The organism is Porcincola sp. LCP21S3_C12 (assembly GCF_052118625.1).
In the GTDB taxonomy this organism is placed as follows: Bacteria; Bacillota; Clostridia; order Lachnospirales; family Lachnospiraceae; genus Porcincola.
In genome coordinates, this window is record NZ_JBQKGW010000022.1 from 27,322 (window position 1) to 41,247 (window position 13,926).

General features: G+C 49.9%; 16 protein-coding genes. 1 reads left to right on the forward strand and 15 read right to left on the reverse strand.

Annotated features, from left to right (window positions below; all coding sequences use genetic code 11):
- Nucleotides 1–24: 24 nt before the first annotated feature.
- A complete protein-coding gene (locus tag ACTQ1N_RS10795) occupies nt 25–1,281 on the reverse strand; it encodes a site-specific DNA-methyltransferase (protein ID WP_441956744.1) in 1,257 nt (418 codons plus the stop codon).
- 237 nt (nt 1,282–1,518) lie between these two features.
- Here ACTQ1N_RS10795 and ACTQ1N_RS10800 point away from each other — a divergent pair, with 237 nt between their 5' ends.
- Complete coding sequence (locus tag ACTQ1N_RS10800) at nt 1,519–1,650, forward strand: hypothetical protein (protein ID WP_441956745.1); 132 nt, start codon at nt 1,519–1,521, stop codon at nt 1,648–1,650.
- Between the two features lie 98 nt (nt 1,651–1,748).
- Here the strand turns inward: ACTQ1N_RS10800 and ACTQ1N_RS10805 are convergent, their stop codons facing one another.
- The 14 genes from ACTQ1N_RS10805 to ACTQ1N_RS10870 form a co-directional block, all read right to left on the reverse strand.
- The gene (locus tag ACTQ1N_RS10805) at nt 1,749–2,108 is read right to left on the reverse strand and encodes an HNH endonuclease (protein WP_441956746.1); all 360 of its coding nucleotides are present in this window, start codon (nt 2,106–2,108) and stop codon (nt 1,749–1,751) included.
- A 138-nt stretch (nt 2,109–2,246) separates the two neighbouring features.
- Entirely contained in the window at nt 2,247–2,672 is a 426-nt protein-coding gene (locus ACTQ1N_RS10810; RefSeq protein ID WP_441956747.1) for a sigma factor-like helix-turn-helix DNA-binding protein, read from the reverse strand.
- On the reverse strand, nt 2,669–2,905 hold the full coding sequence (locus ACTQ1N_RS10815) for a hypothetical protein (RefSeq protein ID WP_441956748.1): 237 nt from the start codon (nt 2,903–2,905) through the stop codon (nt 2,669–2,671). Before ACTQ1N_RS10815 ends, ACTQ1N_RS10810 begins: the two co-directional genes overlap by 4 nt.
- Entirely contained in the window at nt 2,902–3,204 is a 303-nt protein-coding gene (locus ACTQ1N_RS10820) for a VRR-NUC domain-containing protein (protein WP_441956749.1), read from the reverse strand. The genes ACTQ1N_RS10815 and ACTQ1N_RS10820 overlap by 4 nt, the downstream gene beginning before the upstream one ends.
- 436 nt (nt 3,205–3,640) lie before the next feature.
- Complete coding sequence (locus ACTQ1N_RS10825) at nt 3,641–6,130, reverse strand: phage/plasmid primase, P4 family (protein ID WP_441206702.1); 2,490 nt, start codon at nt 6,128–6,130, stop codon at nt 3,641–3,643.
- The gene (locus ACTQ1N_RS10830) at nt 6,127–6,585 is read right to left on the reverse strand and encodes a DUF7768 domain-containing protein (protein WP_441206700.1); all 459 of its coding nucleotides are present in this window, start codon (nt 6,583–6,585) and stop codon (nt 6,127–6,129) included. The genes ACTQ1N_RS10825 and ACTQ1N_RS10830 overlap by 4 nt, the downstream gene beginning before the upstream one ends.
- 3 nt (nt 6,586–6,588) lie before the next feature.
- Complete coding sequence (locus ACTQ1N_RS10835; protein ID WP_441206699.1) at nt 6,589–7,368, reverse strand: phage antirepressor; 780 nt, start codon at nt 7,366–7,368, stop codon at nt 6,589–6,591.
- 115 nt (nt 7,369–7,483) lie between these two features.
- The gene (locus tag ACTQ1N_RS10840; protein ID WP_441956750.1) at nt 7,484–9,418 is read right to left on the reverse strand and encodes a bifunctional 3'-5' exonuclease/DNA polymerase; all 1,935 of its coding nucleotides are present in this window, start codon (nt 9,416–9,418) and stop codon (nt 7,484–7,486) included.
- 91 nt (nt 9,419–9,509) lie between these two features.
- The gene (locus tag ACTQ1N_RS10845; RefSeq protein ID WP_441956751.1) at nt 9,510–10,295 is read right to left on the reverse strand and encodes a hypothetical protein; all 786 of its coding nucleotides are present in this window, start codon (nt 10,293–10,295) and stop codon (nt 9,510–9,512) included.
- Nucleotides 10,296–10,375: 80 nt separating this feature from the next.
- Nucleotides 10,376–10,789 carry a gp33 family protein gene (locus ACTQ1N_RS10850; protein WP_441956752.1) on the reverse strand — a complete coding sequence of 138 codons (414 nt, stop codon included), beginning with the start codon at nt 10,787–10,789 and terminating at the stop codon, nt 10,376–10,378.
- A gap of 32 nt (nt 10,790–10,821) precedes the next feature.
- Complete coding sequence (locus tag ACTQ1N_RS10855) at nt 10,822–12,264, reverse strand: DEAD/DEAH box helicase (protein WP_441956753.1); 1,443 nt, start codon at nt 12,262–12,264, stop codon at nt 10,822–10,824.
- Nucleotides 12,257–12,625, reverse strand: coding sequence for a DUF3846 domain-containing protein (locus ACTQ1N_RS10860; RefSeq protein WP_441956754.1), 369 nt, complete (start codon nt 12,623–12,625; stop codon nt 12,257–12,259). Before ACTQ1N_RS10860 ends, ACTQ1N_RS10855 begins: the two co-directional genes overlap by 8 nt.
- A 96-nt stretch (nt 12,626–12,721) precedes the next feature.
- Nucleotides 12,722–13,348 (reverse strand): hypothetical protein, encoded by a 627-nt coding sequence (locus ACTQ1N_RS10865; protein WP_441956755.1) that lies wholly within the window; start codon nt 13,346–13,348, stop codon nt 12,722–12,724.
- Between the two features lie 384 nt (nt 13,349–13,732).
- The coding region (locus tag ACTQ1N_RS10870) for a hypothetical protein (RefSeq protein WP_441956756.1) at nt 13,733–13,926 on the reverse strand (194 nt) is incomplete at its 5' end.

Consider the following 13,926-nt stretch of genomic DNA (forward strand, 5'->3'; position numbering starts at 1 on the left):
AGCTTTTGGCAGATGTGTACATGCTCACGCGCTCTCCTCCTTCGGCATCGCCGCAATCGCTTCATCGAACGTGAGCTTCTGGCCGTCACGAAGTACATACGCATCATCGGAGTTTCCGACCTGTTCGACGTAGCGCTTTACGATGACATCCACAAACTTGGGATCCAGCTCAATGCCTCGACAAATCCGGTCGGTCTGCTCACAGGCAATCAGGGTAGAGCCGGATCCGAGGAAGGGATCCAGAACAATTCCGTTTGTCATCGAGGAGTTCCGGATTGGATACGCCATCAGTTGCACCGGCTTCATCGTCGGATGATCCTTGGATGCTTTCGGACGATCGTACTCCCAGATGGTGGTCTGTTTGCGGTCCGAGTACCACTCATGCCTGCCGCCTTTCTTCCAGCCAAACAGGCACGGTTCATGCTGCCACTGGTAGGGGGAGCGTCCAAGGACCAGCGCGTTCTTTTTCCAGATGCAGCAGCCGGAAAGGTAGAAGCCTGCATCCGCAAATGCTCTGCGGAAGTTCAGTCCCTCCGTATCCGCATGGAATACGTAGATGGAACCGTCATCGGCGAGGTTGTCATGCATGCAGGTATAGGCAGCAAGCAGGAACTTGTAGAAGTCCTCGTCGGCCATGTTGTCATTCAGGATCTTCCCTGCCGTCTCCTCCACGTTTACGTTATAAGGCGGGTCCGTCACGATGACATTTGCCTTCACACCGTCCATCAGTTTCTCGTAAGAAGCATGATCCGTGGAGTCACCACAGAAAACAGTGTGCCGTCCCAGGAACCAAAGGTCCCCGGCTTTGGAGAAGGTTGGATTCTTCAATTCCTCGTCCACATCAAAGTCATCCTCTTTGACTTCTTTCGACGCCACCTTGTTAAAGAGCTGCTCCATCTCCGGAGGCTCGAAGCCGGTGAGCGCCGTGTTGAAGTCAGATGCTTCAAGATCATGCAGAAGATCTGCCAGAAGGTTTTCGTCCCATGCACCGGTGATCTTGTTGAGCGCAATGTTCAGGGCCTTCTCTCTGGTCTTATCGATGTCGACGACGGCACAGGGAACCTCGGTGTAGCCGAGATCCTTTGCTACTGTCAAACGCTGATGTCCTCCGATAATTGTCATATCGGCATTCACAACCAAAGGATCCGCAAACCCGAACTCCTGAATGGAGTTCTTGATCTTCTCGTATTCCTTATCTCCCGATTTCAGTTTCTTTCTCGGGTTGTAGGCTGCCGGTTTCAGATCCTTCACTGGTATTGTTTTTAACGTTGCTGTCTTCACGTTCTCTTCTCCTTTCCCGTTCCATCCTCTTGTTGAATGCCCAGCGGCAGCGGTTACTGCAGAAGCACCTGGGCCTGCCTCGCCGATTCCCTTCGATCGGCTTCCCACACTCCGGACAGAACCGCTTCGCACAGGACTCGAGGAACAGGGAAAGATCCTGCTTTCTTTCGATGTCTTCCATACTGTTCTCCTGTCCGCAAAAATGCCCGAGGCCTTGGAAACAAAGGACTTCTGGGCATGAAAAAAGCAGTGGCGGATCTTGCTCCAACACTGCCTGTAAAAGTTATCAATTTTTCAAACAAATCCGCATTCTATGCGGATATTGCACGTGAAATGTACCTTTCCGGGACCCGTCCGGCGGCCGTCTGACCCCGGGGTATCAATTTCGCGGAAATCAACGCAAGAGGGAGCGCCGGTCACCTGTGCCTCTAGTTTTCAGGATTATGACCTCCCCCGCCTCCACGCTTTCAGTATCGATACGTCGGATTGCTGTCCTCTCTTCCGGTCTTTTTATCGTGGCACTTCTTACACAGCGCCTGCCAGTTCGACTTGTCCCAGAAGAGCTTCTGATCTCCTCGGTGCGGAACGATGTGATCCACAACCGTCGCAGGTGTAGCGATGCCATGCCGCAGGCACTCCTCACAAAGAGGGTGAAGTTGTAAGAACTTCTTGCTCTCCCGTCTCCATCGGCTGTTGTATCCTCGTGCCGCGGCAGACCGTATTTCTTCCGAACGCATCCTCTTGTGTTTCTCACAGTACTTCTGTCCGGCTGGCACAAGGTTCGGACAGCCGGGATGCCTGCAGGGTACCTTTGGTTTCATCGGCATGTTCGGCACCTCCGTTCCTGATTTCTCCCAAGTAAAAAGCCCCGGAGGTTTTATCCTTCGAGGCTTCATCCTATCTTCTTCGCTGACTATACCATATCACATATAGCACCCGGACATTTGCGGACATTTCCGGCGCATTTAGATCATCGTAGGATTTTTTGGCACCTTCACATGGGACAATGCTCTGCTGTGCCATCTGCGGATAGTACGTTCATCGGCGGAAAGCTCATCGCCAATCCGCATCCATGTGTAGTTCTTAAGATACCGGTACGTGAGAATCAACCGTTCATCCATGTTCTCGACCTGATCGATCACGGATTGGATCTCGTCTTTGAGCTTCAGGAGAAGGCAAAGCTCATCATTCACTTTCTTTTCCTTCTCCCAGATGCGATCCAGCGTTTTTACGAATGGTGCATCGTCTGGACGATTCGGATTGTAATGCTCCTCGAATCCGGGACTGCCAACAGAAGAAGCCAGCATCCTTAAATTCTCCAGTTCTTCCTGATGCAGCCGGATTCGCTGCTCCAGCCGGTAAGCCTGATTGAGATATGCCTTTGGTGTCATGCTGCCACCTTCTCTCTCAGCTTCCGGATCAGATAATCTGGATCCACATGGGTAAGAACCCCATACCAACCAGAATGGAAGAAGTGCTCCAGCTCCATAGCGTCTGTCATGGCTGCTTTATTACCCGGATGTCTTTTTAATTTACGAAGCGCCGTCAGATAATCATCTGCTGCCTGTGCTACGATAGCGTTGGCGAGGTTTTCGTACGGATCTCCTTCATTTCTTCTAATCACTTGCTGTACCTCCCAACTACTTGCTTCACATCTTCTACCGAGCGAACAACTGCGGCAGTTCCGCCAGCGGCTTTGATCTTATTAATTGTTGCTTCCTGCAGTTTTGTCACAGTGCCTTTTTCATTCTTCACCTCAAAGGCAAAGAATCTGCCACCAATGCAGCAAATGATGTCCGGTATGCCTGCCGTACCATACATGCCGCCATGCTCTTTCCACGCAAAGCAATCCGGCATACTCTTTAAGTGCTTTAGGATGGACCTGACTATAACCGATTCCTTTACCAGTTCCTGTCTACTCATGTTCCTGCGACTCCTTTCCATTGAATGTAGGGCTCTTCTTTCCCGTAAAGGAGCCATAGAAATCAACCACAAACAGGAAGGTCAGACATTCATGATCTATGCAATACAAAACCCGTCCAAAAGTTATCCACGGCAAAGGCGCGCAAACCCGCATAGACACTGCGTTTTCTGCCATTGGACGACTTTGGGACGGGACGGTTTTCCCCCATACCCCTTTATATATTTCCTTTTAAATACACCATGTTTTTTTTCTTGAATGTAAATAAGAAGAATAAGAAGAACTCGTCCAGTACCCTAAAACCCGTCCAGAAATCTGCCGTGGAATCCCATCGATTCCTGCTCCCTAATCCCTGTGGCAAGGATCTCTGCCCTTTGTCCCACGAAAAAAAAAGACAGCGCAGATTGTTATGCGCTGCCTGTGGTAAGAAATCCGTTTTTAATCCGCATCGTCCACGTATCGGATCCCGCGCCAGGTCTTCCTCCTGCCGGTCTTGTCCTTGGCTCTGGCAACACCCGGATATCCGATTTCGATTTCCTTATTGAATCTGGTCTGAGAGAAGGGGCTTAAGCCGCTGTCCTTACAGAACATCTGATACTGGGAATAGAACTCGGTTCTTCCGACCTCGAACCCATCCCCAAGCTCACAGCACTCTGCCACAAAGGAAAGCGCACTATTGGACTCTTCACGGTATCTCTGTCTTTCTTCGATGTTGCTCCTGGTCTCTGAGAATCGCCAGTTCTGGTTCATGAGCCGGATCAGTCCATCCAGTGCAAACCGGAAGATTCCATCTGCCTCCGCCCTGAACTTTTCCAGAAGCATCGGATCCCGCTTTTCCTTAGGTACGGCATGTGGAAATCGAATAATGATCAGACGTCTGTAGAACCCTTCCGATCGGTCGCCAAAGTTCTTTGGTATCTCGTTGCAGGAAAACAGCAGCCTTGCATAGTTCTGAAAGTTGAACGGATCCTTGTTCTTGCGCTCGACCGTCAGGAAATCTTCTCCAACAAGAGCTTTGAAGATACCATTATCATCAATGTTCTTTGTCGGAAGATCTGCAAAGATATTTGCGAGCTTCCCATAGAGCTCCGCCGTCTTGAACCTCTCGTTCAGCGCCTGCCACGAGACATTGCTCACGTTTTCCTTGCCGAGAAGAATCTCATTTAATACACGAAGCAGAACGGACTTTCCGGCACCAGCCTCACCCACAATAACGAAGGACTTCTGAGCCTTGTTCACCGGGACAAGAAAGTATCCAAGCATCTCTTGCAAAAGTGGCACCTGATCATCATCGACACACTGATGCAGAAATTCCTTGAAGCGGGGACAATCTGCCTGACTGGAGAAATTGACATTTAACTGCACGGTTGATAAGAACTCCGGCGTGTGCTTTGTGAGCTTATTTTCCAGTACATTGTAAATGCCGTTCCGGACATTGATCATGTAGGGGTTGGCATTCAGCTCTCTTGAATCCTTCAAAACCGCCAGCTTCCACTGACCGGTCGCATCCGAGATCTGCACCATGGTTGCATGCCCCTCGAGCATTTTTGCGCGAACCATGCTCTTTGCTGTAAGGTCCGACATTGCTTTGTAGACACCGCTCTCATAACGCCAAAACTGCTCTGCCGCGTAGAAGGCATGCACGTTCTCCGCCATGTGTTTTGCCAGGACATCTGGCATAAAGCGAAGCCCGCGTTCCGTCACCTCATACCAGGCAGGAATCTGACCCTGTGATGCCTGACGCTTTTTCTCTTCCTGCTTCTTTTGAAACGCTGCATACATCTTCTTTTGTTCTGCAATGACCGGACGCACATCCGCTACGGTCAGAGAAAACTTTGAACGAAGGATATGGTTAATGATGCCCTGCGCTGTCGCGGTATCAAGATTGTAAAGATATTCCGTCACAAAGCGCTGTACTACTTTTAAGTTCTCGACAGCATTCGAAGAGACAGGAAGCGTGTTAATAAGCCTCGTTGCCATATCCGTGGTGATTGGCTGATAGCACATGGCCGCAGGTGCCTTGCAGGTACAGTCCTTGGTTCCCATCCTGGGACACTTGAAACCTTTCTCTGCAATCACCGCACACGTCATAGGTCCCGTACCACTCTTTAAAAAGTGCTGAATCTTCGCGTCCGTATCTTCCCTCTTGTAGTTCGGATAAGGGGCTGACAGCTCGTGGATTTTTTCCGTACCGCCTTCAAAGGAGGCAAGGTTTGTAAGCATCGCATACCAGTCGTGCTCGGAAAGTGTCGCCGCATCTTCCCTGCAGTGCTTCATAAAATCACAGCCTGTAAGAACAAGTGCCAGTCCTTTTTCTGTCCCGATGGGATTCGTCTCCTTAAGCTTTTCTTCCTGCTTTACCGGAAGCAGCTGCATGAGTTCTTCCTGGGTATACCTGCGCTCCGGGTGAAAAGAAATGCACTCTACCTCTACCGGATCAGCCTTACAGTGATAAAATCCCGGGAGGCGCATCACTCTGGATTCATTGACGCACACGGGATCTCCATGGAACTTTTCTACCAATGCCTTCTGGATCGGACGATAAAGCGAAACGTCTCCATCCTTAATGAACCAGTAGGTATGAAGCGAACGGCGCGTTTTGATCTCCATGGATGGAGGCAGAGGAAATGCTTCGACCTGCCGGATCTGCTCCTCCATGGACAGATCATCGCACTCCACAAACTGTGCGTTCACTCTGGTGATCGACTTGTCATCATCTCCACCAGCATTGACCACAAAAAAGATGCCGCGGTTTAAGGCGTTGTGTTTTTTTAATTGCTCCATGATAGAGGAGAACTTTCCTGCCTCAACGGCAAGCTTCATGCCGGTGAAAGTCCCAGACTTCTTATCATCAAAGATACGGACATGGACGGTTTCACCTGGATCAAAGAGGCTTCTTACCACATCTTCCGCTGATACCTTGCTCATCTAAGTTCCTTTCCATCCATGATCCGGATCGTTTTATGAAGGCGCTTTGCTTCGCGATACTCTGCCTTCATGCCATCAGACATCTCAATTTTTTCGTTCTTATCCTTGTTACCGATGAACCAGACCTCATCGCAGCAGGCAAGAAGCGCCTGTCCAAAGAGAAGTCCAAGCTCTCTTTCACGGGAATCCTTGTCATCAAGGATCTGAGGATAGAGAAGATGTGAGGCAATGGGGATATACCCGTTTTTTATCGCTGCCCTGCAGTAACGGATGGCGTCTCTACGGTTTTTCTCGATATCGCCCGCATACTTTGATGCCATGTAGACCTTTGGCCTTTCCTTGATCTCTGTTTCCCTCCGCCAGGTTCTCCGTCGTTCTTCCCTATATTCCTTCACGACATGACTCATCGCCAGACCGGCAGTCGGATCAGAAAATCCTTCGTAATTCTTATACATGGTTTATCCCTCCCTTTCGATAAGAGGGAGAATTCCCTCGCCTTTCAGAAGGTCATACAGGAACAGTCTTCCCTTCTGCGTCCAGTACGTATGCATAACGCTTTTGTTGGAATCTACTGCAAAGGTCCTCGACTGTGTCAGACCGAGCTCTGCATACTCCTGATAAAGAATCCATGTGTCTCTGAGCCTGTACTGCACACCCATTTCATGCAGAAGCTGATTGAACTTCCTTCCGCTCATGCCATAGTCCTTTGCGATCTGGGTCACTGGAACCGTATTCTTGTTCTGCAGGATCAGGTCATAATAGCTGGCCTTCGGCTGAAGCTCCGCAATTTGCTGCCTCTGGACCGCTGCCGTGAGCTCCAGATTCTTACGTTTTTTACGTTCCTCTTTCAGCGCCTCAAGCACGGTGATCATGGCATCCGGATCATCCAGAAGTTCATTGACCGCATACATGCCATGCTTTCTGATCGTAGGAAGGACTTCTGCCGTAACCCATCTCTTGAACTTTTTAGCTCCCGGCAGTTTGCTGGAAAGAATCAGGCTGTACAGCCCAGACTCATTTATCATCGTTGTCTCTGTGACCACCTTCCCATTTTGGGAATCTGCTCTGAGCATCACCTTGAACCTGTCTTCCTCGTCAACATGCATCACTACTGCCTTGCTGGCGTTAGAATACCCGAGGCATTCTGCGACATCTTTGCCTACAAAAGCAGGCGTTCCGTTTACTTCCATCGCACGGATTCTTCCAAAATCGTTACTGGTAAATGTTGTAAGTTCCATAGGATCAGACCTCCTGACTGAATAAAAAAGACTCCTTTGAGAGGAACTCCCTGTTCCTCCCGTAAAGGAGCCATAGAAATCAACCAGGTCCTATGCGCCCTGATTTCAATCAGATTTACACGTCCAGTTCGTCCATGGTGCCGAATGTAGGTCCGGCGGATGCCTCGGCGATAAGAGGTAAGTTAAATTCCGGGAAAGGCTTCTCCTCCATGCACCGCTTCACAAATGAAATCGCATCGGAGAGCCTATCTTCCGGGATAATGAAGGTAAGCTCATCATGGATCTGCAGAATAGGCCGAAGCCATGGCAGATCAGGCAGCCCGGCAAGGATCCGACAAACCGCCATCTTTAAGATATCCGCCGCTGTTCCCTGAATCGGGGTGTTCATGGCACAGCGCTCTGAAAAGGACTTCTGTCCCCAGTCCTCCGACCTGATATTGGGCAGATACCTTCTTCTGCCAAGCCAGGTCTCTGTGTACATGCGCCGCGCTGCATCCGCCTTCACGCTCTCCTGCCATCGGGAAAGACCAGGATAACCTTCTTTTAAGTTGTCGATCATTTGAGAGCACTCCTCAAAGGAACGATCAATTCCTGCCTTAAACTTCAGCGTCTTTTGCAGGCCGCGTGGAAAGAGGCCATAGAAAACACCGAAATTCACGTTTTTTGCAATCGTCCGGTGCTCCTTGTAGTTCTCTGAATTTTTGTCATGCGCCTGTTCATATGGCACCCCGAAAATAACTGAAGTAGTCTTGGCATGAAGGTCTAGGTTGTGAAGGTAAACCTCGCGCATCGTATCGTCTCCGGCCTGTGACAGATAAAATGCCCCGACACGAAGTTCAATCTGGGAAAAATCCAGGCTGATGATGATGTGGCCTTCTGGCGCTTTGATAAAGTTTCTGACGCCAATGGGGTCATTTGTCTTCCGCGGCATGTTCTGAGCATTTGGATGCTGGCAGTTAAATCGCCCGGTATCCGTCGAGAGGGCAAAAAAGTCCGGATGCACACAGCCTGTCACCGGATTTAAGAATTTCAGATATCCATCAATATAGGTCGATTTGATCTTGCCCCACTTCCGGTATTCCTGCACCAGAATAAAAAGCTCTGAAAGCTCCGGACGGTTCTCATCGCACCACTCTTTTAGCATGGTCATCGTCTGATCATCCGCTGCTTCACGATTCGTAAGTGTCGTCTTTAGGACCGGAAGCTTTAATGTTCCATAGAGATACTCCTTAAAGGCCTTCGTACTGCAGTTGCTTCCGATGTTCACATCTCCGATCAGAAAAGCAATCTCCTGACGAAGCTTCTCCATCGTCTCCTCCGCTTCCTTCTTTTTCTCCTCCATGAGCGGGATATCAAGTGGCGCACCATTATGTTTCATGATGCCAAGATATACTGCCGTCGGTGACTCCAGGTGTTCCACGATCCACCTGTGCCTTGGCAGATATTTATCAAACCAGTCATTGAAAATCCGCATCAGCTGGAGCGCCTGGTCCGCATCCTCACAGGCGTATGCAATGGTTTCAGGATTCTGCGGATCCAGCTCATCAAAGGGTTTTCCGTCTGTTGTCTCGGTAAAGGTCTTTCTTTTGTAACCGAGAAGCTCCTCCGACAAGGTCTTAAGGCCACTGTCCTTAAGCCTTCTGAACGAGTAGTCCCCGTTCTGCGTCATCTGTGCCGCACAGATGGTGTCATACACCGGAGTCTGGATCACGATCCCGAGGTGATAAGAAAAGGCAGACTCGAACGCGATGTTGTGACAGACCTTGACTACTTTGTGGCTCTCCAATAGCTCCTTGTGGAAGGAAAGCCAGTCGTCCCAGTCCATGTTTTTTCCGATCAGATGCCTTAGCGGTACAGACACTCCGGTCCCTTCCTGCACCGAATAGCTGCACTCTGTGATATGCGCCTTGTGCGGATCGAGCGCCGCCTTCTCCTCGCTCCGGTGTCCCTTGTCTGCCGCAGTCTCATAGTCAAATGACACGAGCCTGGCATCCCCGATATAGTGTTTCAGTTCCTCGATATCCGTAACGGATTTATAGTTCTTATCCATGCTGTTCTCCATAAAAGAAACTCCGGGATTTTCATTCTCCCGGAGTCCTGTCTCTTTCGTCTCTTCGATCATCCTGCTATAAAGGCTTTTGTCACTTCAGAGGCTTAATGACCTCACCGGTCTCCGTATCCACAAACGGGGGCTCCTCTGCGGAAGCTTCCTCGTCTGTCATGTCGCCTATCGTAAGGCTATCGGCATAATTCCGGATAAGGCCTGTCATCTCCCCGATGAATTTCTTCTCATCGTCATTTAAGACACGGACGAACTTAAACTTCGCCTTAGAATAGACAATGCCCTCATCGTTCGTTGCCTTCTCCAAAGAGATCTGTGTCACGATGTTGGAAAGTTTCCTGCCCTTGGTCAGCTGATGCTTCACGTAGTCGGTGAAGCTCTTAAGGCTCCCAGTTGGAAGTGAAATCACCACCGGGAAAATCTCGCCTTCGCGCACAAGATAGAGCATGTGGCGGTTCTTGCAGGCCTTGGACTTGTTGCCGCCGGATCCGAACTTGTTATACGGGCATGCCCTGCAGAGGCCGCCCGGATTTCCTGTGCCATGAATACCGTCAAATGATCCACAGTCCGGTGGGTTGGAGCCGCCCTGAAACTTCGTTGCATAGTATCCGAAAGCCGGGTGATGGAACGCAATGACCGCCGTGATGGTTTTTGCCATCTCGGTCTCTTCCTCATCTCCCGGCACCTCAAAGGCAAGGCTCCCGCCGGAAGGGATTTTGATGCGATCGAAGCGGAAGGTAAGGCCGGTGCATTCACCACCGCCTAATGCTTCCTGAAGAATTTCGAGATTCCCACCGGATGCGAAGCTGTTCTGCTCTGCGAGTTCCTTCTTCTCTGTTTTCATAACTGCATTTTCTTCTGACATCTTGCTGTCCTCCTTTTTGACAGTCCTTTACACGGGAAAGAACCTCTCTTTCCCGTTATAGGGACATAGAAATCAACCGCTTATTTTTTCCGGATACCAACCGTGACCTTTTCGAATGTATTCACAACACCGGAAAGCCACTCCGGCAGCTCATCCTCATTCGCGGTCATCTGCTCCTTGCAGAAGGAAGCCAGGGTATTAGCGTTGACTGTTTCGGTCACGATACTGCCATAACCGTTGTCCTTTAAAGCATGAATCAGTGCATCCCTTCCTCCTGCCGCCGGAGACGCATAGAGCCTCGAATTCAGATAAAACGTGCTGCCGTTTCTGGTGAATTTGTCACACTCCGCATCTGCCATGGCATCCGAAAGCTCCCGATCCAGCTCCTCGATCCTGGCATTGACCTCCTTGGTCTTTGCCTCCAGCTCCTTCTTTTCGTCCTTTGCCGCCTTCAGTTCGTCAGCCATCTTAAATACTTCTGTCTGTTCCATCATGTCTTCCTCCATAATGCATATTTGATGTATATTTATTCATCAAACGGGTTTCTTCCGTTTCTGTAGTCATCCACGAGCGCTTTGGCAAGATTTACTTTTTTTCGGAGCGACCGGAGCGCCTTACTGTCGACCGTTCCTCTGGCAATGAGATAGATATACAGGCACTTCTGTTTCTGCCCTACCCTGTGGATTCTTGCCTTGGCCTGATCAAAGTTACTCATGGAATAATCGAGGCTGTAGAACACCATGGTGTGTGCCGCCGTAAGTGTGATCCCAAGTCCTGCTGCTGCGATCTGACCGACAAAAACCTGACAGGAAGGATCCGTCTGGAAATGCTTTACTTCATCATCCCGATCCTTTACCCCACCGCGAACCACGGCATATCCGATGCCTTTGCTTTTTAGCAGCTCCTCGATGTCATCCATCTCGGCCACAAACCGTGCCATCACAACGAGTTTCTGGCCATCGCTTACCGCCGCATCGATGATGTCCGACAAGGCATCGAGCTTCGCATGGCTGACCGGGCGGACATGGTGTTCATCATCCGTCAGATGGCCGCCTGTAAGCTGGGAGAGCCTGAGCATCTTTGTCAGGACATTGGCTGCTGTCACCTCGGAACCTTTGAGCTGAGTGAAGCATTCCTCCTGCAGCTGTTCATACATCTTCATTGCCTTCGGCTCCAGATCAATCTTTCGTACTTCCTCCCGGATCTGTGGCAGATCAAGGCACTCCGCCTTAGTCACCCTGTAGGCGATGCAATGCATCCGCTTTAGGAAGTCATCTGCCATCGACTGCCGGAAGACCGGGATATGGTTCCCGTATCCTGTCATGTCAAAGTAGCGATTTCGGAAGGCATAAAAGCTCGTGCCAAAAATCCGGCTATCTAAGAAGCGATACTGTGAGAACACATCCATCTCCCGGTTGGTAATGACCGTTCCGGTAAGAAGCAGCTTGTATCTTGCCTTATCTCCGAGATGCTGCATCCCCTTTGACTGGCGGGACCTGTTGTCCTTCAGCTTATGGCCTTCATCGGCAATGATGAGATCAGCATCAAACTTCAAAAGCTCCGCTTCCAGCCTCCATGCGGACTCGTAATTTACAATAAGAACCTGCAGACCATCCGACGGGATCTTAGAAATCTGCTGTTTCTTCTTTTCACTAGTGCCTTTCAATACCGTGATATTCACCGGATAGTCGGCAAACGCCTGAAACTCCTCTTCCCATACCCCTGTGATTGACAGCGGGCAGGCCACAAGGACCCGATTCACCAGTCCAAACTGATAGAGGGCACCGGTAACTCCAATGCTCGTCAGCGTCTTTCCGGTTCCCATTTCCATGAGAAATGCCACCCCGTGTGATCTCATTCTTCCGTCGGAAAGACCAAATACCTGGCAGGCGAAGTCATACCCCGCCTGCTGATGAGCATAAGGACGAACCTTGACCGGCATTGGAAGTGACATCGACCGATCAATCATCGCTGTCCTCACTTTCTTTGCGGTACATAAAATCCGGATCGTCATACATCATCATGTAGATGGCAGCCTCTATATCTGTCAGGGAATCAAACTCCTCATTCTCCGGGCGGCTGCCGATACAAACGATTGTTCCACAGTAAACATCCACGGGATTTCCATTATCGCCCCTGATGATCCGGTTCATCGGCAGTCCCATGAGTTTTCCCTCTTCATTGCAGAGAACAGCGGTATCCTCCGACAGCGGTTCCGTCACCTCGACAGGGCCTCCGACCAATTCCTTCAGTGACTCATAGACTGCTGGAATCACTCTGATCTCCGCCTTCTTGCCTGGCTTTGCAACAACAACTTTCCATGTGTTCATCGTGTGTTTCTCTCCTTTCTGAGAAATGAATGAAATACAAGGGAAGAAGGAATCGTCCCTCTTCCCCCGTAAAGGAGCCATAAAAATCAACCGGTCTTATTCCTTGTGACGATCTTCTCCGTGGTAACCAAGCTTATCGGCCAAAGCCTTCGTAAGACGCCTCTCAATTCGCTGGATGCTGCGGCTGATCGACTTCGGATCCCGATGCAGCTCATCCGCAACGTCATTCTGCTTCCGTTCACTTCCAAAAACTCCGTACATGATGGTCTGGTCCGCATCATTCAGGCTGCAGAGAAATTCATGGACAAACACTAAGACAGGGTCCTCATCATCGTCTTCCTCCCCGTTCTGCTTTGCTTCCCACCGAAGATATGTCTCCTTATCTATTGGACTGCATCCAGCGTTAAGCCCTCTGTCATCTGTGTCTTGCCGCCTCTTGTAAGAGATATAAAGGCCATCCGCATGATCCTTGTCATTGCGCTTCTGGATATTCACCTTGTGATCTTCTTCTGCCAGTATCTTGATCCACTCAGAATTGTCCTCTCCGTTCTTGCCATGGAGCGGAACAACAGGCGGCACTGCCGCACCCATACCAATTCCCGTCACGTAGTGGTAGTTGCCCTGCTCATCGACGAAACCTTCCCGGTTCTCGTCGTAGCGGTCCTTTGCGATATCCAGTCCTCCGAACTGGTCGGAATAATCCTTACTCTTGCCTCTTGGCATCTTTTGTTCCTTTCCGCTGAGCTGTTGCTGCGGCGGGAAAGCACAAAAAAAGGAGCCGGCTGATAGTTCACCGACTCCTGGCACCTGAAAATGTGCACGACAAGAACGGTGAAAAGCATCAGAGACAAGAAATCCTGTATTGGATTCTTGTGACCTCTATGTGCTTCCCGCCGTCTTATGCGCACTCAGACTTTGAGATAGATTTATTGGTAATGTAGGAGGCCGTTCTTTCCTGAACGTTCCTCCCGGGAGTTAAGGAATTGCATCTGCAATACGGCCTTTTTCTACGGTGGCCGGATCGTTCTTTTGACTTCTGTGTTCATCGCTTGGCTCCTTTCTGTCTCTATAAACGAAGTGAAACGGAATCTTTGTCACATCCTTTTCTCAAATAATATATTTGAGATTTGTATGCGCTTGTGCTATCCTATGGATAGATTCCTTGTTTTCTGTAGTTCCTTTTGAACTACTGGCTGAGTTGTAATCCGAGACGCCAGTTTGTAAGGCGAGATGCTTGTTTGTAAATTGAAAACTGCATATTTGTAAACGAAACGCCAGTTTTGTACACCAGATGCCAGATT